Here is a 13,864-nt window from a genome sequence, read left to right as displayed (position 1 = left end):
GTGACTCATCGAGTTGTCATCAACGACGAAGAGCAGTACTCGCTCTGGCCCGCGCACAAGGACAACGCGCCGGGGTGGCGTGACGCGGGGGTCAGCGGCACGAAGGACGAGTGCCTGGCGCACATCGGTCGCGTGTGGACGGACATGCGCCCGCTCAGCCTGAGAGGACGGTCATGACGTTCACCGATGTGGTGGCCGGAGCGCTGGACGTCGATCCCGCGCACGTCACCGACGACGCCGGCCAGGACACGCTGGCGAGCTGGACCAGCATGCGGCACATCCAGCTGATCGTGATGCTGGAGGAGGCCTACGGGCTGTCGTTCGACTACGAGGAGATCGCCGACGCGCGCACCGTCCGGGACGTCCGGGAAGTGCTGCGGGCCAAGGGGGTCGAGGTCTGATGGACGTGCGTCTGCGCTGGCAGGAGATCGCGAGGACCGAGGTCCGCCCGGCCGTGAGCGTGGGGCTGCTGGCGAGCTACACGATCGACCCGCTGATGCCGTACGTCGGTGTCGCGCTGCACGACGCCGGGCTGCCGGTCTCGTTCAGCACCGCGCCGTTCAACCAGATCGTGCGGCAGTGCCTGGACGACACGTCGGCGATGGCGCTGGCGAGGCCGGACGTGCTCGTGGTGGCTCCTCGGTTCGAGGAGCTGGGCGACGAGCTGCAGACCGCGGTCGACGCCGCGCTGTCGGCGGCACGGCGCTGGAAGTCGTTCCTGGTCGTCGTGTTGCCCGCGGTGCCGGAGGAACGGGCGTTCGGGCACCTCGACGACGGGCGGGCCGCGGGAACGGCCGCAGTGGCCCACGAGGCCAGGGAGGCGATCCGGGCCGAGCTGGCGAACAGGCCGGACGCCTGGGTGGTCGACGCCGAGCAGGCGGTCCGCGCGGTCGGCACGGCCAAGGCCCACCACGCCGCGATGTTCAAGTTCGCCAAGATCCCGTACACCGAGGCGGTGTTCGGTGAGCTGGGAGCTCGGCTCGCCGGCGTGCTCCGGGCCGTGTACGGGCTGACGCCGCGGGTCGTCGTGGTGGACCAGGACTCGGTCGCCGCGTTCGGCGAGCCGGTGAACCGGCTGCGCGAGTCCGGGGCCAGGGTCGTGGTGCGGACGGGGACGGAGGAGGTCGCGGCGCTGGCCGTGGCGGCCGGTGTCCCTGCCGAGTCCGCGGTCCTGTTGCGGCTGGACGCCAAGCCCGACGCGTGGCGGGACGAGCTCGTCCGGTCCGGGCTGCTGGACCGCCTTCCCGCCCCGGACACCACCGTCCGGCGCGCTCGGCGCACCGCCAGGGAGACGGTCTCGCTGGACGACTTCATGGCGGGCCTGAACGTCGAGGTCGACCTTCAGCCCGTGGGACCCGACTCGGCCGCCAAGGTCGTCGAGGTCGTGTCCAGGGCCAAGGACTTCACCCTCGGCACCGAGAAGCTCGACTTGTCCGAGGACCGCGAGGTGTTCGCGGTCCGCGTGAGCGACAAGTTCGGCGAGTACGGCGTCAGCGGCGCGGTCGGCATCACCGGTGACGGCGTCGTGGACGTGTTCTCGCTGTCCTGCGTCGTGCTCGGCAAGGGAGTCGAGGACGTCGTGCTCCAGCGGCTGCGCGAAGAACACGGCGACATCGCCTTCCGGCACCGCCGCACCCCGCACAACCAGATCACCGCCGGATTCCTGACGGACGCCGGGGCCAGAATCGAGGAGATCCCGTGACCGTCCACTTCGGAATCATGTCGCTCGGCCACGTTCTCGGGGATCCCGTGGACGTGGCGTCCGCCGCCGCCGACTACACCGGCGACGTCGACCGCGTGCTCGGCTGGGGCTACCGGACGTTCCACCGCGCGAAGGACGGGGTCGGCCTCACCGACCTGGCCGCCGAGGCCGGTGCGAAGGCGCTGAGCAACGCGGGCGTGCAACCGCACGAGGTCGACCTGATCGTGCTGGCGATGTCCGACCTGTCCGAGCACCTGTACTGGGACGCCGCCGGCGCCACCCAGGCCAAGATCGGCGCGCACGGGTCGGAGAACGTGCTGCTGACCCAGGCGTGCGGCGGGGGAGTGGCCGCGTTCGACGTCGTCGCCGGCAAGTTCGCCACGCACCCGGACTACCGCACGGCGCTGATCATCGGCGCCAACCGGGTGTGCGAGCCGTACTGGAACCGGATGGAGATCAACACCAGCATCTTCTCCGACGGCGCGGCGGCGGCCGTGGTGCAGCGCGACCACCCGCGCAACCGGTGGCTGAACACCGAGATCATCAGCGACGGCCGGTACGCCGACTTCATGATGATGGACGTCGGCGCCGCTGCCCGGCCCTTCGCCGGGCAGACGGACGTGGGCGTGAAGAGCCCGCAGAAGCGGCTCGAGGAGTTCTTCGCGGGCGACATCCGCAAGATGTTCGAGTTCGTCTCGACGATCCGCACGAACAACCACGAGGTCGTGCGCCGGGCCTGCAAGCGGGCCGGCATCACGCCCGGCGACCTGCGCAAGCTCCTGCACCTGCACGACAGCGTGCCGGCGATGACGTTGCTGGCCAAGGACCTCGACCAGGGTCCTGAATGGACGAACACCGAGGTCTCGCAGGCGTACGGGCACGTCGGGTGCGCCGACCAGCTGATGTCGCTGGAGCACTACCTCACGACGGAGGAGCTCACCGAGGGCGACGTCGTGGCACTGACCAGCACGGCCAGCGGCATGCACTGGCTGTGCACGCTTCTGGCGATCTGAGGGGGAGAACACCGTGGAGACCAAAGAGATCCTGGCGCGGATCCGCCAGTTGACGAGACCGGACGCCGCCGCCGACCCGGCGCTGCTGACCGATCTCCAGCAGTTGAAGGACGTTCCGGCGTTGCTCGAGGCCGGACGGCTGCTCGCGAAGGTACCGGCGGGGCTGCTGGGGAAGCTGAAGCCGTTGAAGATCGCGATCACCGGCACGTTCACCGCGTCCGGGGTCGCGCCGCTGCTGCGGATCGCGTTGCTGGGCAAGGGGATCGCGCCGGAGATCCACGTGTCCGGCTTCGACCAGCTGGCCGTCGACCTGAGCAGCCCCGACTCGCCGCTGGCGTCGTTCGAGCCGCAGGTGACCCTGTGCCTGCTGCACGACGACTGGTTCGTCCCGGCGGAATGGGACGACGTGGAGTCGTTCGACAACAACGTCCGCGGCCGCTGGTCGATGTTCGACAACCTGGTCCGCGCCTTCACCGAACGCTCCGGCAGCGCTGTCCTCGTGCACACCGTGCCGTTGTCGCCGGTGGAGATGCGCGGCGTCGTGGCGTTCGACGGCAGGGCCGCGCTGGGCAGGGCCTGGCGCGACCTGAACAGCGACCTGCTCGGCATGGCCCTGCGCCACGACCAGGTGCACGCGCTGGACCTGGAGGCGTACCTGGTCGACGCCCCGGCCCGGCTGCGCGACGAACGGCTGTACCGGTTCGCCAGCGCGGCCTGGACGCCCGAGGTCGAGCAGGTCTACGCCGCCGAAGCCGCGAACTTCTGCCGCGCGTTCCTCGGCCTGGCCAAGAAGGTCCTGGTGCTCGACCTCGACAACACGCTGTGGGGCGGTGTCGTCGGCGACGACGGCCCGAGCGGCATCCAGATCGGCTCGATGTACCCCGGCAACGCCTTCCGTGAGATGCAACGCCGCGCCGTCCAGCTGCGCAAGCAGGGTGTGGTGCTGGCGCTGGCCAGCAAGAACGAGGCCACGATCGTCGACGAGGTCCTGAACGACCACCCGGACATGGTGATCCGCCCCGCCGACATCGCGGCGAGCGCGGTCGACTGGCAGCCCAAGGACCACAACATCCGCGGGCTCGCGAGCCGCCTCAACCTCGGCCTGGACAGCTTCGTCTTCGCCGACGACAGCACGTTCGAGACGCAGCTCGTCCGCGGCTCGATCCCCGAGGTCACCGTCGTGCACCTGAACGGCGACCCGGCCGACCACGTGACGGCGTTGCAGCGCAACGGTTCGTTCGACGTGCTGACCACCACGGCGACCGACCGCGACCGCACGCAGCTCTACAAGGCCCGTGCCGAACGGACCGAGTTCGCCGGCTCGTTCAGCTCGGTGCAGGACTACCTGCGCAGCCTGGAGATCCAGGTCTCGGTCCGCGAGGCCGACGAGTTCAGCCTGCCGCGGCTCGTCCAGCTGGGGCAGCGCACCAACCAGTTCAACATGATCGGCACCTCGCACGCCGAGTCCCGCACCAGGGAGATGGCCGCGTCCGAGGACCACGTCGTGCTGGTCTTCGAGGTCGCGGACCGGTTCGGTGCCGAGGGCGTCGTCGGCGGCGTCTGGGTGTCGAAGCACCACGACCACTGGCTCGTCGAGAACTTCGTGATGAGCTGCCGGGTCTTCACCCGCGGCGTCGAGCACACCGTCGTGCAGCACATCGCCGACCGCGCCGCGTCCTCGGGCGCTGTGCGGCTGGAGGCCGACTTCGCTGCCACCGAACGGAACAAGGCCGCGGCCGCGTTCTACCCGGACGCCGGCTTCGAACGCCTGGCGGACGGCCGTTTCGCACTGCCGCTGCACCCGCGGCCGCAGATCAGTCCTGAGTGGACGAACCTCGTCGTGGAAAGGGAGTCGGCCGATGTCTGAGGTTTTCGTGGAGGTCGCGGACCTCGTGGGCCAGGTGACGGACCTGCCGGCCGAGGACATCTCGGCCGACGCGCGGTTCGACGCGCTCGCCAACTGGACGAGCTACGACGCGTTGCGCCTGCTCACCGGCATCGAGCAGAAGTTCGCGGTGCGCCTGGACCTGCAGGAGTACTTCGCGATCAAGGACGTCGGCAGCCTCGTCGCCGCCGTGTCGAGCGCACAGGAGAAGTCGGGATGATCCTGCGCATCGACCACGTAGGCGTGGTCACCAACGACATCAAGGCCGCCGCGTCCGGCATGGGCCTGATGGACCTGAAGTGCACCTACGAGGACGACGTCGACGTCTACGGCGTGGCGACCTCGTTCTGGCAGTGCCCCGGCGACACGACGTCGATCGAACTGGTCGCGCCGGTGCGCCCCGACGCCGCCGTCCACGGGCACCTCGCGCGGCTCGGCCCCGGCCTGAACCACGTGGCGTTCGAGGTGGACGACATCGACGCGGATCTGGCGGCGCTGCAGGACCGCGGCGCGATCCTCGTCGACGAGAAGCCGTGCCAGGGTGGACGGCCCGGGCTGCGGGTGGCGTTCGCGCACCTCGGGCCGTCGACGGGGCTGCTGGTCGAGCTAGTGGACTACGGCAACCGCGCCTGAGTGGACTCGGAGGCCTCGGGCCCTGCCTGAGGCCTCAGCTCGCTCTTGCGGCGCGTCAGCACCAACGGCCCGTCCTCGGTGATCGCGACGGTGTGCTCCGAGTGCGCGGTGCGCGACCCGTCGGCCGAACGCAACGTCCAGCCGTCCTCGTCGTAGATGATCTGGTCGGTGGTGGCGGCGAGCCACGGCTCGATCGCGATGGTCAGCCCGGGCTTGAGCTTCATGCCGTGCCGCCGACGCCCGTTGTTGGCCACGTGCGGCGCCTCGTGCATGGTGCGCCCGATGCCGTGCCCGCCGAACTCGAGATTGGGCGTGTACCCGAGCCCGGTGCAGACCTCGCCGATCGCCGCGGAGATGTCACCGATGCGATTACCGGCCTGCGCGACCTCGATCGCGGCCGCCAGCGCCACCTCGGTGGCCCGAACCAGCCGCAGGTCCTCCTCACGCGGCGTGCCGACGACAACGGTCATCGCCGAGTCGGCCGCCCACCCGTCGACGGTGACCGCGATGTCCATCGTCAGCACGTCACCGTCCTCCAGCACGTAGCTCTTCGGCAGCCCGTGCAGCACCGCGTCGTTGACGGCCAGACAGGTCACGTTGCGGAACGGCCCACGCCCGAACGACGGCGAGTAGTCCCAGTAACAGGACACGGCGCCGCGCTCCTCGATCATGTGACGCGCGTGATGCTCGAGGTCGAGCAGGTTCACACCCACCGCGGCCCTGGCGGAGAGCTCGTCGAGCACCTCCGCGATGAACTGGCCGGTGACATGCATGCGCTCGATCTCCGCGGGCGACTTGAGCTCGATCAACGTGTTCCTCCATCAGCGGGTGCCGGTATAACTATACCGGCTTCGCGGAACCGGCTGAACAACACCACCCAGGAGGGGGACGCGCGTTGCGCCGACGGCCCGGCGTCACCACAGTGCCTGGTCATGAAGCAGGTGCTGCAGCACAGGATCGACTCGACCTTCGCCCACTACGACGTCAACCGCAACGGCGTCATCGAACTAGCCGACGTCTACGCGCTGGCCAACCGCCTGCTGCAGGCGTTCGGCGAACCAGCGTCCTCGGAGCGGGGCCGCGAACTCGTCGAGGCCTACGACCGCTTCTGGGAGATGCTGGCCGACCACTGCGACACCGACCGCGACGGCCGCATCGGCCCCGAGGAGTACCGCGAGGCCATGATCGAGGCGTTCGTGGAGGGCGGCCCGATCGCCATGGACTTCCTCGAGGTCGTCCAATCCCTCCTGGTCATCATGGACACGAACGGCGACGGCCGCGTGGACTCCGCCGAGTTCGGCGTGCTGCTGAAGGCGCGCGGCCTGGCCGAGGCCGACTGCCTGACGGCGTTCATGCACCTCGACACCGACGGTGACGGGGCGATCAGCGTGCACGAATACGTCACGGCCGTGCGCGACTACTACACGAACCCGGCGGAGGACACGCCCGGTAGCTGGCTGTACCCGAAGGCGCTGCAACGCGTCTGACGGCTCGCACGGCAGGCGAGCACCCCGCTCATGGCGATGGGGGCTTGACCTTGAGGGGTTGGATGCCGCCCTGTTCGGGCTCGGCCGGGGCGCTGTGAACCCCGGTCTTTGAGGCCGACTACGCGCCCAGCCAGAGGCTCAAGGTCAAGCCTCGATGCAAGCCGACCCGACGTCAGGACCGGATGAACTCCAGCAGGTCGGCGTTGATCACGTCCGCGTGCGTGGTCGGCATCCCGTGCGGGAACCCCTCGTAGACCTTCAAAGTCCCGTTCTTCAACAACGGCGCCGACAACAACGCGGAATCGGCGATCGGCACGATCTGATCGTCATCGCCGTGCATCACCAGCACAGGCACGGTGATCTTCCGCAGATCCTCGGTGAAGTCGGTCTGCGAGAACGCCACGATCCCCTCGTAATGCGCGAGCGCAGACCCCATCATCCCCTGCCGCCACCAGTTCCGGATCAAGGCTTCCCGAGGCTCCACCCCATCCCGGTTGAACCCGTAGAACGGCCCGGACGGCAACGCCAGGTAGAACTCCGACCGATTAGCGGCCAGCTGAGCCTGAAGACCCTCGAACACGGACAGCGGCAGCCCGCCAGGATTGGCCTCGGTCTGCACCATCAGGGGCGGCACGGCGGCGAGCAGAGCTGCCTTCGCCACGCGGGACTCTCCGTGCCGGGCGAGGTAGTGCACGACCTCGCCGCCACCGGTGGAGTGTCCGATGTGGACGGCGTCGCGCAGGTCGAGGTGGTCGGTCAGCGCGGCCAGGTCGGCGGCGTAGTGGTCCATGTCGTGGCCGGTGGCGACGTGGGACGAACGGCCGTGGCCGCGGCGGTCGTGCGCGATGACCCGGAAGCCCTGCCGGACGAAGAACAACATCTGGGTGTCCCAGTCGTCCGATGACAGCGGCCAGCCGTGGCTGAACACGATCGGCTGACCGGTGCCCCAGTCCTGGTAGAAGATTTCCACGCCGTCCTCGGTGGTGATCGTCGGCATCGCGGTGCTCCCTGTCGGCTCGGTGCTGTCAGGGGTGACTCTGCTCCGCCGGTCACGCCTTCAGGGTCTGTCACATGACTGGACCGTGGCAGTGGCGACGGTCAGCGCGACGCGGACTCCCGGCGGAACCTCGCGGGCGACGTGCCCAGCGCCGCGCGGAACGCCTGGCTGAACGCCGACTCGGACCGGTAGCCGACCTCGCCGGCGACCCGCGTCACCGACAGATCGGTGCTGCTGAGCAGGTCGGCCGCGGCCATCATCCGGATCGCGGTCAGGAGCGTCGCCACGGTCGTGCCGGTCCTGGCGCTGAACCGCCGCAGGAACGTGGCCCGCGACATCGATGCCTCGCTCGCCAGCCGGTCGATCGTCCACGGCTCGCCTGGCTGCTCCAGCACGCCGGTGATCACGCGGCCGAGCACGTCGTCGCCCATCGCCGTCCACAGTCCCGGGGTGTCCAGGCGCTGGTCGGGGCGGCTGCGCAGGGTCATGACCAGCAGCGCGTCCAGCAGGGCGGAGATCACGGCCTGGGAGCCGGCGCCCGCGGACACCGCCTCCGCGCGCAGCACCTCGGCCAGCGCCAGCGCGGGCGGGTCCAGCGTCACGTGCACGACCGGCGGCATCAGCCGGAACAGCAGCGAGCCGGCCTGGTCGAAGCGGTAGTGGCCGCAGAACAGGTCGATGCTCTCGTCCGACGTCACGACGTGCGCGTCACCGTGCGGCAGCAGCGCCATGTCGCCGGGCAGCAGATCGACCGAGCACGTGCCCGACGTCAGCGTGCAGGCGCCGTCGAGCAGCAGGTGGAACGGGACCGCGCCGCGCTCGGCCGCCGGGTTGTCGAGAGTCACGCCCCCGGCCATCAGGCAGCGCACGTCGATCTCGCCCGCTGGTCGCGCCAGCCGGACGAGCCCGCTCAGATTAGTCACGATTTATTATTATCATATTTCATGACTAGATACGATTTCGACGGAAGTTGAGCCGCTCGGACGTGGCCATCTCGATTGGCGCGAGCGATGCTCCCGCGGGAGCATCGCACCTCGGGAGGGACCGGCCAGTGTCGTTGATCGGCCGTGAGCAGGACATCAGTTCGATCAGGGCGTACTTCGACACCGCCGGAGTGCGCGGTGGAGCGCTGCTCGTCTCCGGTGACGCCGGAGTGGGCAAGACCGCCGTCCTCGACGAGCTCGCCGCCCGGGAGAGCGGCGCGCAGGTCCTCAGGGCCGCCGGTGCCCAGTTCGAGTCCGAGGTCGGTTACTCGACGCTCAACCAGCTGCTGTTCCCCCTCGGCGACGAGATGCCGCCGCTTAATGAGGCCCACCGCACGGCGCTGAAGCGCGCGCTCGGGTTCGACGTCGGCCCCGTTCCCGATCGGCTCGTCGTGTCGAACGCCGCTCTGATGTGGCTGCGCGCGGTCGCGAAACGACAGCCGCTCCTGATCATCGTCGACGACCTGCACTGGGTCGACCGGGCGAGCGCCGAGGTGCTCGGCTTCGTCGCGCGACGGCTCGTCGGCAGCCCGATCGTGTTCCTCGGTGCCTGCCGCACGGGCGAGCGCGGGTTCTTCCAGCAGAGCGGCCTCAACGAGACAACGTTGTCGCCGCTGCCCGTCCCGGCCTCACGGGCGCTGGTGAACGAGAACTTCCCCGACCTGGCGCCGGCCGTGCGCAGGAGACTGCTGGAGACGGCGGCCGGCAACCCGCTCGCGTTGCTGGAGCTGCCGTCCGCGCTGGACGGTGAGCAGCGCACCGACTTCACCACCCTGCGCGAGGCGTTGCCGCTCCCGGAACGCCTCCAGGTGCTGTTCACCGGCCGCGTGCGCGAGCTGCCGGAGAAGGCTCGCCTGATGCTGTTGCTGTGCGCGCTCGCGGGCAACGTCGACTTCGCGCGGCTGCGTTCCGCCAACAACAACGACTGCGTGCTCGACGACCTGGCGCCGGCGGAGGAGGCCCGGCTGGTGCAGATCGGCCCGAACCGGCTGACGTTCCGGCACCCGCTGGTCAAAGCCGCGGTCGTCGAGGCGTGCACGGAGACCGAACGGCGCTGGGCGCACGGCGTGCTCGCGACCGTCGCGGACTCCCCGGAACGGCGCGTCCGGCACCTCGCGGAGTCCACCCTGGACCCGGACGAGGACATCGCGGCACAACTCGAGGCGGCGGCCCACGCGCTGTCGAAACGGGGCGACGCACTGGGCGCGATCGTCGCGCTGACCAGGGCTGCCGAACTCAGTCCGCACCAGGACGCCCGTGGCAGAAGGCTCGCCGAGGCCGCGTACATCGGCGCCGAGAACGGCGGCGAGATGGCCACCGCCACCAGGCTGCTCGGGGACGCGCGGCAGACCGGCGTCCCGGAGACGCTGTACGCCGCCGCGGCCGCCGCGCACCTGCTGATCAACAGCGATGGCGACGTCACCACGGCCTACCGGCTGCTCTCAGGCGCCGTCGAGGCCGGTGACCACGGCTTCGACGCCGAGGACCCGGTGCTGACCGAGGCCATGCACAGCCTGATGCTCATCAGCTGGTGGGTCGGCACGGAGGAGGCAGGACGCCATCACCGTTCGCTGGTCGACAAGCTCGTTCCGGAACCGTCGCCCGTGACGCGGGTGAACGCGGCCGTGTTCGCCGACCCCGCGAGCGCCACCACCGACGACGTCGCCACGCTCGACGCGCTGATCGACTCGGTGGACGACGACGAGGAACCCACCAGGCTCGTGCGGATCGGCACGGCCGCGTTGTTCGGCGACCGCCTGCACCGGCTGCGCGGTCCGGAACGTCTCCTCGTGCAGCACGGCCGTGAGGGCAACGGCCCGGCGCGGCGCTACATCGGCGCGCTCATCCACCTCGCCGTCGACGAGTTCCACTCAGGACGGTGGGACGAGGCGTGGGAACTGGCCGACGAGGGCATCGCCGTGTGCGCGGAGCACGGGTTCCGCTTCTTCCGCTGGTACTTCGACTGGGTGCAGGCTCTCGTCGCGGCCGGCCGGGGTCAGGTCGAGGCCGCGCGGCAGCTCACCGACACGACGGTCCGGTGGGCGCAGGCGAACCGCGCGCTGGGCGTCTCGTACTTCGCGCTCCAGGCCCGCGGGCTCGCCGAGATCGGCGCAGGCGACTTCCCGGCGGCTCACCGGTACGCGACGAGGGTCAGCCCGGCCGGACAGCTCGCGCACTTCCGGCCCACGGCGCTGTGGTCGGGCCTGGACCTCGTCGAGGCCGCCCTGCACACCGGACGCCGGCAGGAGGCCGAGCAGCACGCGGCCGCGATGGCCCCCATGAAGTTCCTCTCACCGCGGATGAGACTGCTCGCCACGGCGGCGAACGCGTTGACAGCGCCCGACACCAAGGAGTTCGAGGTAGCGCTCTCCGCTCCGGACCTCGACCTGTGGCCGTTCGACACGGCACGCGTGCGGCTGCTCTACGGCGAACGCCTGCGCAGGCAGCGGGACACCGGTGGCGCCCGAGAGCAGCTCACGCTCGCCCACGACGCCATGAACGCACTCGGCGCGGTGCCCTGGCGTGACCGGGCCGCGGCCGAGCTGCGTGCCACGGGCATCACCCGCCAGGCGACGGCCGAGTCGCTGCTGACCCCGCAGGAACGCGAGATCGCCGAGCTGGCGGGCGGCGGCCTGACCAACAAGCAGATCGGCCAGAAGCTGTTCCTGTCGCACCGGACCGTCGGCGATCACCTCTACAAGATCTTCCCCAAGCTGGGCATCACCTCCCGTGCCGCGCTGCGCGACGCGCTGACCTCGTACGACGACCGGACCGTCATGTGACGGATGCTGTCGCGGCGGCGCTCGCGACACGCTCGGGGGCATGACAGACGTCCATTGGCCTCCCGGTTGGGGGCCGGAGCACTGCGACAGCTTCGTCAACCACGAACGGCTCGTGGCGGCGGCGCCGCCGGATGCCGTGTTCGGCCACCTCACGGCGCCGGGGGAATGGCCGAGGTGGCAGCGCGGGACCACCGGCGTGCAGGCAGAGGGCGAACTCGCGGTCGGCAGCGCGTTCCTCGTGGTGACCGCGCTGCACACGCTCGACGGCATCGTCGGCGAGCTCGAACGCCCTGAGCGGTTCGGCTGGATCGCGGTGAGCGACGGTCTGAGCTTCTACCAGTCGTGGTTGCTGCTCGCCGAGCCCGGCGACCGCACCCGCGTGCACTTCCAGGAGGCCTCGCGCGGGCCTTCGGCGTCCCTGCGGGCGACTCGACGCCTCGACGAGACGGGGGAGTGGCTGGCCTCGCTCGATATGGTCAGCTATCGTGACTATCACGATCGATGACTAGTTGGGAGACGTCATGGTCACCACGCTCGACCACGAGGCGGTTTTCGAGCAGGCCTGGACCTCGGCCGGCGCCACGACGGCGGACCTGCCGCCGGTGCGGGTCAACGACGTGCTGCACGAGCGCTACGTGGTGTCCCCGCCGTTCGAGTACACGGGCGCGCAGCTCTGGGACATGGAGGTCCGCAAGGCCAAGGCGCCGGACGTCTTCATCCCGACCGTGGTCCTGCCGGGCGCCGAGAAGTTCCCGAGCGTCTGGCGCGGTCAGGTCGAGGAGTTCACGCGGGTGTCCGAGCAACGCCTCTGGACCGACAGGGCGCGCACCGCGCTGATCATCGAGCACGTGCGGCTCGACCACGAGAACCGCCGCGCGTTCTTCGTGGGCGACGAGCGGTTCGAGGCTCCGGACGGCCGCGTGTTCACCGCGGGCACCGGCCAGCCGATCTTCCACGTCGAGCACTCGGTGGGCGGCAGCGAGCAGGACCCGCTGAACCTGTGGCGGATCGTGAACCTGACCGATCAACGGGATCCCGCGCTCGCGGCCGCGTTCGACGAGCTGGCCCACGACCCTTACCTGCGGGTGTTCATCGAGGTCCATCTGAGGGAGGTCCTCGGGCGCGAACTGGTCCGTCGCTAGGGTGTTCCGATGGTCACCCGCGCGGAACGCAACGCCTCGAACCCCGATCTGGGAGTCCTGTCGGGCCGCCTGCTGTTCGCCGTGCAGCGCGAACTCTTCCAGACGCTCGCCGAGCTGGGGTTCGGCGACCTGAAGCACCGCCACGGCGCGGTGCTGGCCTATCTGGACCCGGAAGGGGTGCGCGCGACGGACCTCGCGCACCTTTCCGGGCAGCACAAGCAGATCATCGGCACGCTGATCGACGAGCTGGAGACGCTCGGCTACGTCGAACGGCGGCCGGACCCGAGCGACCGCAGGGCGAAGCTGATCTGCCCGACCGTGCGCGGGCTCGCGCAGATGCAGGCGGCGGACCACATCATGGCCGCCATGCAGGAGCGGCACGCCGAACGCGTCGGCAAGGGCGAGTACACGCGCTTCAAGCGCATGCTGGTCGACATCACCGAACACCAGCGCCTGGCCGGTCGGTCCACACAGGACTGACCGGCCACCCGCTCACGCGTTCGCGGCGCGCAGGATCACGTCGGCGACCAGATCCGGGTTCGAGGCGAACACCGCGTGCGAGGCACCCTCGACGCTGACGATCTCCGCACCGGCGCGTTCCGCCATGAAGTGCACGGACGCGGACGGGATGTTCCTGTCCGCCTCGGCGATCACGAACCAGCTCGGCAGCCCGCGCCACGCCTGCGGGCCCTCGGCGGCCTCGTTGAGCGCGGCGATCGTGATCGGCCGCTGGGTGATCGCCATCAGCCGCGCCTGCTCGGCGGGCACGTCGGCGACGAACTGCCGGTGGTACAGCTCCTGTGCGACATAGGCGTCCTGCCCGCCGTCGGGCAGGTCCACGGTGCGCAGCGTCTCGCCGAGCGTGCTGCCGGGGAACTTGCCGGACAGGCTCGCGCCGCTCTCCCCGGCCTCCGGGGCGAACGCGGCCACGAACACCAGAGCGGTCACGTTCTCCGCGCCCGCACCGGCCTTGCTGATGACCATGCCACCGTAGGAGTGGCCTACCAGCACGACGGGGCCCTCGATCGAGTCGACGAGCGCCCGCACCTGGGCGGCGTCGTAGGCGACCGAGCGCAACGGGTTGGCGGCCGCGACGACGCGGTGTCCCTCGGCCTGCAGGCGGTCGGCGACGGGACCCCAGCCGCCGGACTCCGCGAAAGCTCCATGGACCAGAACGATGGTGGGTTTCATGTCTCCATCGTGGTCGTGGCGTCCTCGCACAGCGTCCGTCATCTGACG

Annotated in this window: 16 protein-coding genes; 12 read left to right on the top strand and 4 right to left on the bottom strand. The window is 70.1% G+C overall.

Annotated elements, in window-relative coordinates:
* From OG205_RS20000 to OG205_RS19970, 7 genes are read left to right on the top strand one after another with little or no spacing between them, the layout of a single operon-like run.
* Positions 1–177, top strand: coding sequence for an MbtH family protein (locus OG205_RS20000; RefSeq protein WP_093588364.1), 177 nt, complete (start codon positions 1–3; stop codon positions 175–177).
* Positions 174–401: an acyl carrier protein gene (locus OG205_RS19995; protein ID WP_319973562.1), complete on the top strand. Its 228-nt coding sequence runs from the start codon at positions 174–176 to the stop codon at positions 399–401. The genes OG205_RS20000 and OG205_RS19995 overlap by 4 nt, the downstream gene beginning before the upstream one ends.
* The gene (locus tag OG205_RS19990; RefSeq protein ID WP_330277749.1) at positions 401–1,702 is read left to right on the top strand and encodes a hypothetical protein; all 1,302 of its coding nucleotides are present in this window, start codon (positions 401–403) and stop codon (positions 1,700–1,702) included. The genes OG205_RS19995 and OG205_RS19990 overlap by 1 nt, the downstream gene beginning before the upstream one ends.
* A complete protein-coding gene (locus OG205_RS19985; protein ID WP_330277748.1) occupies positions 1,699–2,715 on the top strand; it encodes a 3-oxoacyl-ACP synthase III family protein in 1,017 nt (338 codons plus the stop codon). The genes OG205_RS19990 and OG205_RS19985 overlap by 4 nt, the downstream gene beginning before the upstream one ends.
* 13 nt (positions 2,716–2,728) lie before the next feature.
* Positions 2,729–4,582 (top strand): HAD-IIIC family phosphatase, encoded by a 1,854-nt coding sequence (locus OG205_RS19980; RefSeq protein WP_330277747.1) that lies wholly within the window; start codon positions 2,729–2,731, stop codon positions 4,580–4,582.
* Entirely contained in the window at positions 4,575–4,820 is a 246-nt protein-coding gene (locus OG205_RS19975; RefSeq protein ID WP_093588359.1) for an acyl carrier protein, read from the top strand. Before OG205_RS19980 ends, OG205_RS19975 begins: the two co-directional genes overlap by 8 nt.
* Positions 4,817–5,233 (top strand): VOC family protein, encoded by a 417-nt coding sequence (locus OG205_RS19970; RefSeq protein ID WP_093588358.1) that lies wholly within the window; start codon positions 4,817–4,819, stop codon positions 5,231–5,233. The genes OG205_RS19975 and OG205_RS19970 overlap by 4 nt, the downstream gene beginning before the upstream one ends.
* On the opposite strand, the gene map is transcribed toward OG205_RS19970, so the two are convergent.
* On the bottom strand, positions 5,215–6,042 hold the full coding sequence (gene map / locus OG205_RS19965; RefSeq protein WP_330277746.1) for a type I methionyl aminopeptidase: 828 nt from the start codon (positions 6,040–6,042) through the stop codon (positions 5,215–5,217). The genes OG205_RS19970 and map overlap by 19 nt on opposite strands.
* Positions 6,043–6,165: 123 nt before the next feature.
* On the opposite strand from map, the gene OG205_RS19960 reads away from it, so the two are divergent.
* On the top strand, positions 6,166–6,720 hold the full coding sequence (locus tag OG205_RS19960; RefSeq protein ID WP_330277745.1) for an EF-hand domain-containing protein: 555 nt from the start codon (positions 6,166–6,168) through the stop codon (positions 6,718–6,720).
* 172 nt (positions 6,721–6,892) lie between these two features.
* Here OG205_RS19960 and OG205_RS19955 read toward each other — a convergent pair whose 3' ends face one another.
* Complete coding sequence (locus OG205_RS19955; protein ID WP_330277744.1) at positions 6,893–7,717, bottom strand: alpha/beta fold hydrolase; 825 nt, start codon at positions 7,715–7,717, stop codon at positions 6,893–6,895.
* A gap of 101 nt (positions 7,718–7,818) precedes the next feature.
* Complete coding sequence (locus OG205_RS19950; protein ID WP_330277743.1) at positions 7,819–8,640, bottom strand: AraC family transcriptional regulator; 822 nt, start codon at positions 8,638–8,640, stop codon at positions 7,819–7,821.
* Between the two features lie 128 nt (positions 8,641–8,768).
* Here OG205_RS19950 and OG205_RS19945 point away from each other — a divergent pair, with 128 nt between their 5' ends.
* The 4 genes from OG205_RS19945 to OG205_RS19930 are packed head-to-tail and all read left to right on the top strand — an operon-like array spanning position 8,769 to position 13,105.
* Complete coding sequence (locus tag OG205_RS19945) at positions 8,769–11,483, top strand: helix-turn-helix transcriptional regulator (RefSeq protein WP_330277742.1); 2,715 nt, start codon at positions 8,769–8,771, stop codon at positions 11,481–11,483.
* Between the two features lie 40 nt (positions 11,484–11,523).
* Positions 11,524–11,988, top strand: coding sequence for an SRPBCC family protein (locus OG205_RS19940; RefSeq protein ID WP_330277741.1), 465 nt, complete (start codon positions 11,524–11,526; stop codon positions 11,986–11,988).
* A gap of 16 nt (positions 11,989–12,004) precedes the next feature.
* The gene (locus OG205_RS19935; protein WP_330277740.1) at positions 12,005–12,625 is read left to right on the top strand and encodes a hypothetical protein; all 621 of its coding nucleotides are present in this window, start codon (positions 12,005–12,007) and stop codon (positions 12,623–12,625) included.
* 9 nt (positions 12,626–12,634) lie between these two features.
* The gene (locus OG205_RS19930; protein ID WP_330277739.1) at positions 12,635–13,105 is read left to right on the top strand and encodes a MarR family winged helix-turn-helix transcriptional regulator; all 471 of its coding nucleotides are present in this window, start codon (positions 12,635–12,637) and stop codon (positions 13,103–13,105) included.
* Positions 13,106–13,117: 12 nt separating this feature from the next.
* Here OG205_RS19930 and OG205_RS19925 read toward each other — a convergent pair whose 3' ends face one another.
* Complete coding sequence (locus OG205_RS19925; RefSeq protein ID WP_330277738.1) at positions 13,118–13,816, bottom strand: alpha/beta fold hydrolase; 699 nt, start codon at positions 13,814–13,816, stop codon at positions 13,118–13,120.
* Positions 13,817–13,864 lie beyond the last annotated feature (48 nt).

It is taken from the genome of Lentzea sp. NBC_00516, from assembly GCF_036346835.1.
GTDB lineage: Bacteria > Actinomycetota > Actinomycetes > Mycobacteriales > Pseudonocardiaceae > Lentzea > Lentzea sokolovensis.
The sequence above is the reverse complement of the archived record's forward strand: the minus strand, read 5'-3'. Positions and strand labels throughout refer to the sequence as shown.